This is a genomic window from Streptomyces sp. SID3212 (assembly GCF_009865405.1).
Classification (GTDB): Bacteria; Actinomycetota; Actinomycetes; order Streptomycetales; family Streptomycetaceae; genus Streptomyces.
This window is the reverse complement of the sequence record NZ_WWJY01000736.1, coordinates 1-5,858: the sequence shown is the minus strand read 5'-3', so window position 1 is coordinate 5,858 and position 5,858 is coordinate 1. Positions and strand designations below refer to the sequence as shown.

The 5,858-nt window shown below is 72.6% G+C and carries 5 protein-coding genes; 2 read left to right on the top strand and 3 right to left on the bottom strand.

Annotated elements, in window-relative coordinates:
- Positions 1 to 804 precede the first annotated feature (804 nt).
- The 3 genes from GT042_RS22365 to GT042_RS22355 form a co-directional block, all read right to left on the bottom strand.
- Positions 805 to 1,497, bottom strand: coding sequence for a gamma-glutamyl-gamma-aminobutyrate hydrolase family protein (locus GT042_RS22365; protein ID WP_161310509.1), 693 nt, complete (start codon positions 1,495 to 1,497; stop codon positions 805 to 807).
- 126 nt (positions 1,498 to 1,623) lie between these two features.
- The gene (gene eat, locus GT042_RS22360; protein ID WP_161310508.1) at positions 1,624 to 3,141 is read right to left on the bottom strand and encodes an ethanolamine permease; all 1,518 of its coding nucleotides are present in this window, start codon (positions 3,139 to 3,141) and stop codon (positions 1,624 to 1,626) included.
- A 214-nt stretch (positions 3,142 to 3,355) separates the two neighbouring features.
- Positions 3,356 to 4,075, bottom strand: coding sequence for an FCD domain-containing protein (locus tag GT042_RS22355; RefSeq protein WP_161310511.1), 720 nt, complete (start codon positions 4,073 to 4,075; stop codon positions 3,356 to 3,358).
- Between the two features lie 165 nt (positions 4,076 to 4,240).
- On the opposite strand from GT042_RS22355, the gene GT042_RS22350 reads away from it, so the two are divergent.
- Positions 4,241 to 5,605 carry a glutamine synthetase family protein gene (locus GT042_RS22350; RefSeq protein ID WP_161310507.1) on the top strand — a complete coding sequence of 455 codons (1,365 nt, stop codon included), beginning with the start codon at positions 4,241 to 4,243 and terminating at the stop codon, positions 5,603 to 5,605.
- A gap of 8 nt (positions 5,606 to 5,613) precedes the next feature.
- A partial coding sequence (locus tag GT042_RS39890) for an aldehyde dehydrogenase family protein (protein ID WP_272925743.1) occupies positions 5,614 to 5,858 on the top strand: 245 nt, incomplete at its 3' end.

Genomic DNA, 5,858 nt, shown 5'->3' with positions numbered 1-5,858 from the left:
GCCGTTGGCCCTGACGGGGCGCGTGCCGTGACGGGCCGGGCGCCGTGACGCGCCGTGGCAGGTGCCCTGACGCGACGGGCGGTGTACCGCGCCGGGTGCCGCGAGGGGGCGGCTGCTGTGACAGGGCGGGTGCCCTGACGGGCCGTGAGCCCACGACGTGTCGCGTGCTGTCAGGGGCCGAGTGTCCTGACGCACTGTCAACTCGAACGCGCCGGACGCTGTTAGGAGCCCGGGTGCCGTCACGAGCGCAGCCCTGACGTGCCGTAAGCCCTGACGCGCCGGGCGCCGTTACGTGCCGGGCCCCGTCGCGTGCCGTAGCCCCTGACGCGCGGGGGTGCCCTGATGGGCCGGCCGCCGTCACGCGCCTGGTGCTGTGACGTGTTGTGAGGCTCACGGGCCGGTGCCGTCGTGTGCTGTGAGCCCTGACGTGCGGGGCGCCGTCACGGGGTGGGTGCCTTGACGGGCCGTGAGCTCCGAGGCGCTGAAGGCCGTTAGGAGCTGGGTGCCGTCGCGAGCGGTGAGCGCCCTGACGGGGTGGGCGCCTTGAGGTGCCCTGGGCCGTGAGGGGGCGGGCGTCCTGACCCGCCCTGCGTCCTGACGGGCCGGGTGCCCCGACCGACCTGTCGCTCTGACGGGCCGTTCGGCGGGGTGCGGGGCCCCGGCCCGGGGTGGTCCGACGTGCGGGGGCGTCGGGGGGCCGTCGTACGGCAAGGGGACTCTGACGCGCCGGTCGGGTGGGCGGCGCTTGGCTGTGGGCGGTCCCGCGCGAACGCGCACGCGCACGCGTCAGGCGCGCCCCCGTGCTCAGGTGTCGTCGCCCGCCGCCGCCCGTACCAGGGCCGCCATGACCCGGGTGTCCTCCGCCATCTCCGGATGCCACTGCACCCCCAGCACCCAGTGGGGCGGGGCCAGTTCGACCGCCTCGACCGTGCCGTCTGGTGCGAACGCGGAGACCGTCAGGCCGTTCCCGAGCCGGTCGACCGACTGGTGGTGCTGCGCGGGTACGGTCGTCTCCTCCGGGACGAGGGATTCGTACAGCGTGCCCGGCACCGGCGTCACCGCGTGCGCGCCGAAGGAGCCGACGACCGTCGAGGTGTGTCCCTCCAGGTGCTGGACGAGGGTGCCGCCGACGGCGACGTTCAGCAGTTGCATGCCCCGGCAGATGCCGAGCAGCGGCGTCCCGGACGCCAACGCCGCCTCGATCAGGGCCAGTTCCCACGCGTCCCGTTCCCGGGCCGGCGGCCCGGTGAGCGGGTGCGGCTCGGCGTCGTACCGTACGGGCTCCACGTCGGGCCCGCCCGCGATCACCAGCCCGTCCAGCCGGGCCACCACGGACGCCGCCGAGGCCGGGTCGTCGGGCGGCAGCATCGCGGCGAGGCCGCCCGCGCGCTGGACGAGCCTCGGGTAGCCGACGGGCAGCAGGGCTGCGGGCAGATCCCAGACGCCCCACCGCGCGGAGTCCTCCAGGTAGGTGCTGACGCCGATGAGCGGCTTCATGTGGGTCGGTCCTCCGTGGGTCTGTGTTGCCGGTGTCGCACCAGTGGATGTGGTCGCGGATGTGGTCGCCGGTGCCGCCGGTGGGCCCCGTCAGCCCCGTCAGCCCCGTTAGCCCCGTTAGCTCCGTCAGCCCCGTTCCAGTTCCGCCTCCGCCGCCGCCAGCGCCGCGAACTCCTCCTCCGGGGCCGCCGCGACCAGCCGGTGCCGACTGTAGAAGGTGAAGTAGGCGAGGGCGACCACGTACACGCCCAGGGCGATGAAGGCCGCGTCCTTGTCCACCAGGAACGTCGCGACCAGCGCCGACAGGGCCAGCACGAAGGCCGTGCCGGAGGTGAGCGTCCCGCCGGGAGTGCGGTACGGCCGGGGAAGGCCCGGCTCGCGGCGGCGCAGCACGAGGTGCGAGAGCGCCATGAGGGCGTACGAGATGGTCGCGCCGAACACCGCCACGTTCAGCATCCGCCCGCCGTCCCCGCTGCCCGCCGCGAGCGCGAAGCCGATCGCACCGGGGATGAGCAGACCGAGGTACGGCGCCTTGCGGCGGCTGGTGAGGGAGAGGAACCGGGGCAGGTAGCCCGCCCGGGAGAGCGCGAACAGCTGCCGGGAACCGGCGTAGATGAGCGAGAAGAACGACGCCACCAGACCGGCCAGCCCCGCGTAGTTCACGAACCGGCTCAGCGCGGTCGGCTCGCCGTCGCCCTGGAGCGCGACCACCAGCGGATTGCCCGCGTCCGCCACGGCGGCCGAGCCGCGCGCGCCGGTCGCGGCGAAGAAGGTGATCAGGGCGAGCAGCGCCAGAACCGCCATGGAGATCGACAGGGCCTTCGGCATCGAACGCACCGGGTCCTTGGCCTCCTCGGCGGCCAGCGGCACCCCTTCCACCCCCAGGAAGAACCACATGCCGAACGGGAACGCCGACCAGATGCCCAGGAGGCCGAACGGCAGCCAGGAGCCCGAGCCGAAGGCGTCCTCGTCGACGGGGATGTCGTTCAGGCCCCCGGTGTCGAACTCGGTGAACGCACCGACGGCGAAGATCAGCAGCGCCGCGACGGCGACGGCCGTCACCACCAGGCTGAAGCGCAGGGCCTCGCCGACGCCCCACAGGTGGATGCCGATGAAGATCACGAAGCAGGCGAGGTAGACCGGCCAGTCGGACGTCAGCCCGAAGAGGCCGAGCGATTCGACGTAGTCGCCGATGAAGAGGGCGATCGCGGCGGGCGCCAGGATGTACTCGATGAGGATCGCCGTACCGGTGAGGAAGCCGCCCCAGGTGCCGAGCGCGCGCCGGGCGAAGCCGTAACCGCCGCCCGCCGTGGGGAGGATGGCGGAGAGTTCGGCGAGGGAGAAGACGAGACAGGCGTACATCACGCCCATCAGGAGGGTGGCGACGGCGAGACCGCCGAAGCCGCCCTCGGCGAGGCCGAGGTTCCAGCCGGAGAAGTCCCCGGAGACGACGTACGCGACTCCGAGGCCGGTGAGGAGCAGCCAGCCGGCGCTGCCTCGGCGCAGCGTACGGCGGCGCAGGTAGTCGGCGTCTTCGGTGCCGGGGCCAGGGCCGGGACTCTGACCGGGGCCTGGCCCCTGACCCGCGCCGGGGACGGAATCGGCCGGGGTGGTGGGGACGCGCGAGTCGGTGCCGTCGCTCATGAGCAGCTCCTGCCTCGGTGGTGCCGGATGAGGGGTGAAGATGGGAGGGCGAGGGGTGCGGGACAAAGGGGTGCGGGAAAGGCGTGAGGGGCAAAGGTGTGAGGCCACACCTTTGCGGGCCGTGCCGCTCCGCGCAAGACCTCCGCGTCAACAGGCTGTTACTTCTTGGTGGTGACGGGTAAGGGCAGCCGGTGATGCCGCCGACGCCCACCGCTCAGGCCAGGAACCCCCGCAGCAGCGCCGCCGTCCCCGCGCAGTGCTCGCGCGTCATCTCGCGCGCGCCGTCCGCGTCCCCGTCGAGCACCGCCCCCACCAGCGCGGTGTGCTGCCGCTGCGAGTGCTCCAAGTTCCGTACGAGCAGCGGGATGCAGTCCAGCAGGTCGTTGACGGTCGCCCGGACGGCCGCGTACTGCGCGGTCAGCGTCGCCGACCCGGACAGCTCGGCCAGGGTCAGGTGCAGCAGGGTGTCGAGCCTGCGGTACTCCGCCAGCGGGGCGTCGTGCGTCGCGGCGAGCGCCGCGCGAAGCCGCTCCGCCCGCTCCCCGTCCAGCCCGTGCGTCGCGCAGAGCCCCGCCGCGCCCACCTCCAGCACCTCGCGGAAGCGCAGGACGTCCTCGATGTCCACCCCGGACACCCGCCGCCGCAGCTCCTCCTCGGCGCCGCCCGCCGGGGTGTCGGGCCGGGGGCGTACGAACGTACCGCCGTACCGGCCCCGGCGGCTCTCCACCAGCCCCTGGTCCTGGAGCACCTTGAGCACCTCGCGCAGCGTCACCCGGCTGATCCGCAGCCGGTCCGCCAACTCCCGCTCGGCGGGCAGCCGTTCACCGGCCGGCACCAGACCGAGCCGGACGACCTGGAGGATCTGCTCCAGGGCCTCCTCGAAACCGTTGCCGGCCCGCACGGGCCGCAGGACCGGGGCCAGCGAGTCCGGGATCGCGCGATCGGAATCGGGGGTGGTCGCTTCGGACGTCGGTTCGGGCCGTGGCTCCAACGGGTCCATCGGCTCGTTCTTCTTCGCCACGTCGCCGTTTCCCCTTCCCAATCAATGGTCTCCAGGAATACCTTATGGCTTCCGGCTGACCGAAGGAGGCTCCATCCCGTGGCAGACCGCACACCCCCGCTGAGCGTCGAGGAACTGCGCATCCTGGTCGAGAGCGGTGACATCGACACGGTCGTCCTGGCCTTCCCGGACATGCAGGGGCGGCTCCAGGGCAAGCGGTTCGCCGCGCCCTTCTTCCTCGAAGAGGTCCTGGAGCACGGCACCGAGGGCTGCAACTACCTCCTCGCCGTCGACACGGAGATGAACACCGTCGACGGCTACGCGATGTCCTCCTGGGACCACGGCTACGGCGACTTCGCGATGCGTCCCGACTTCTCCACCCTGCGCCGCGTCCCCTGGAACGACGGTACGGCGATGCTCCTCGCCGACCTCGCCTGGAACGACGGCTCTCCCGTCGTCGCCGCGCCCCGCCAGATCCTCCGCCGCCAGCTGGAGCGCCTGGCCGAGCGCGGCTTCACGGCGCACGCCGGCACGGAGCTGGAGTTCATCGTCTTCAAGGACACGTACGAGCAGGCCTGGGACAGCGGGTACAAGGGCCTGACCCCCGCCAACCAGTACAACATCGACTACTCCGTCCTCGGCACCGGCCGGATCGAGCCGCTGCTGCGCCGGATCCGCAACGACATGACGGCCGCCGGGCTGGTGGTGGAGTCGGCCAAGGGGGAGTGCAACCCGGGCCAGCACGAGATCGTATTCAAGTACGACGAAGCGCTCGTCACCTGCGACCAGCACGCCGTCTACAAGACCGGCGCCAAGGAGATCGCCTCGCAGGAGGGCGTCTCGCTGACGTTCATGGCCAAGTACAACGAGCGCGAGGGCAACTCCTGCCACATCCACCTCTCGCTCCAGGACGAGCACGGCGCCAACGCCATGGCCGGTGACGGCCCCGGCGGGATGTCGGACGTCATGCGGCACTTCCTCGCGGGCCAGCTCGCCGCGCTGCGTGACTTCTCCCTGCTGTACGCGCCGAACATCAACTCGTACAAACGCTTCCAGCCCGGATCCTTCGCCCCCACCGCCGTCGCCTGGGGCACCGACAACCGCACCTGCGCGCTCCGGGTCGTCGGCCACGGCCGCTCCCTGCGCTTCGAGAACCGGCTGCCGGGCGGGGACGTCAACCCGCATCTCGCCGTCGCCGGTCTGGTCGCCGCCGGGCTGTACGGCATCGAGCACGAGCTGGACCTCCCCGAGGCGTGCACCGGCAACGCCTACACCGCCGACTACGCCCGCGTCCCGACGTCCCTGCGCGAGGCGGCCGAGCTGTGGGAGAACAGCCCCATCGCCCGGGCTGCCTTCGGCGACGAGGTCGTCGCCCACTACCGCAACATGGCGCGGGTCGAGGTCGAGGCCTACGACGCCGCGGTGACCGACTGGGAGCTGCGCCGCTCCTTCGAACGCCTGTGAGGAACGACGTGCCCGAGCTACACCCCACCGAGGACCGGCAGCACTCCGGCGACCGGCAGCACCCCGGCGACCACCGGCCGCACCCGACCGACCACCCACCCCACCCCACCGAACACCGGATCCTCAACCCCGCCACCGGCGAGGTCGTGACCACCGTGGCGGCGACCACCCTGGAGCAGGTCGACACCGCCGTCGTACGGGCCACCGTCGCCCAGGCCCGCTGGGCCGCCGCGGCCCCCGCCGACCGCGCGCG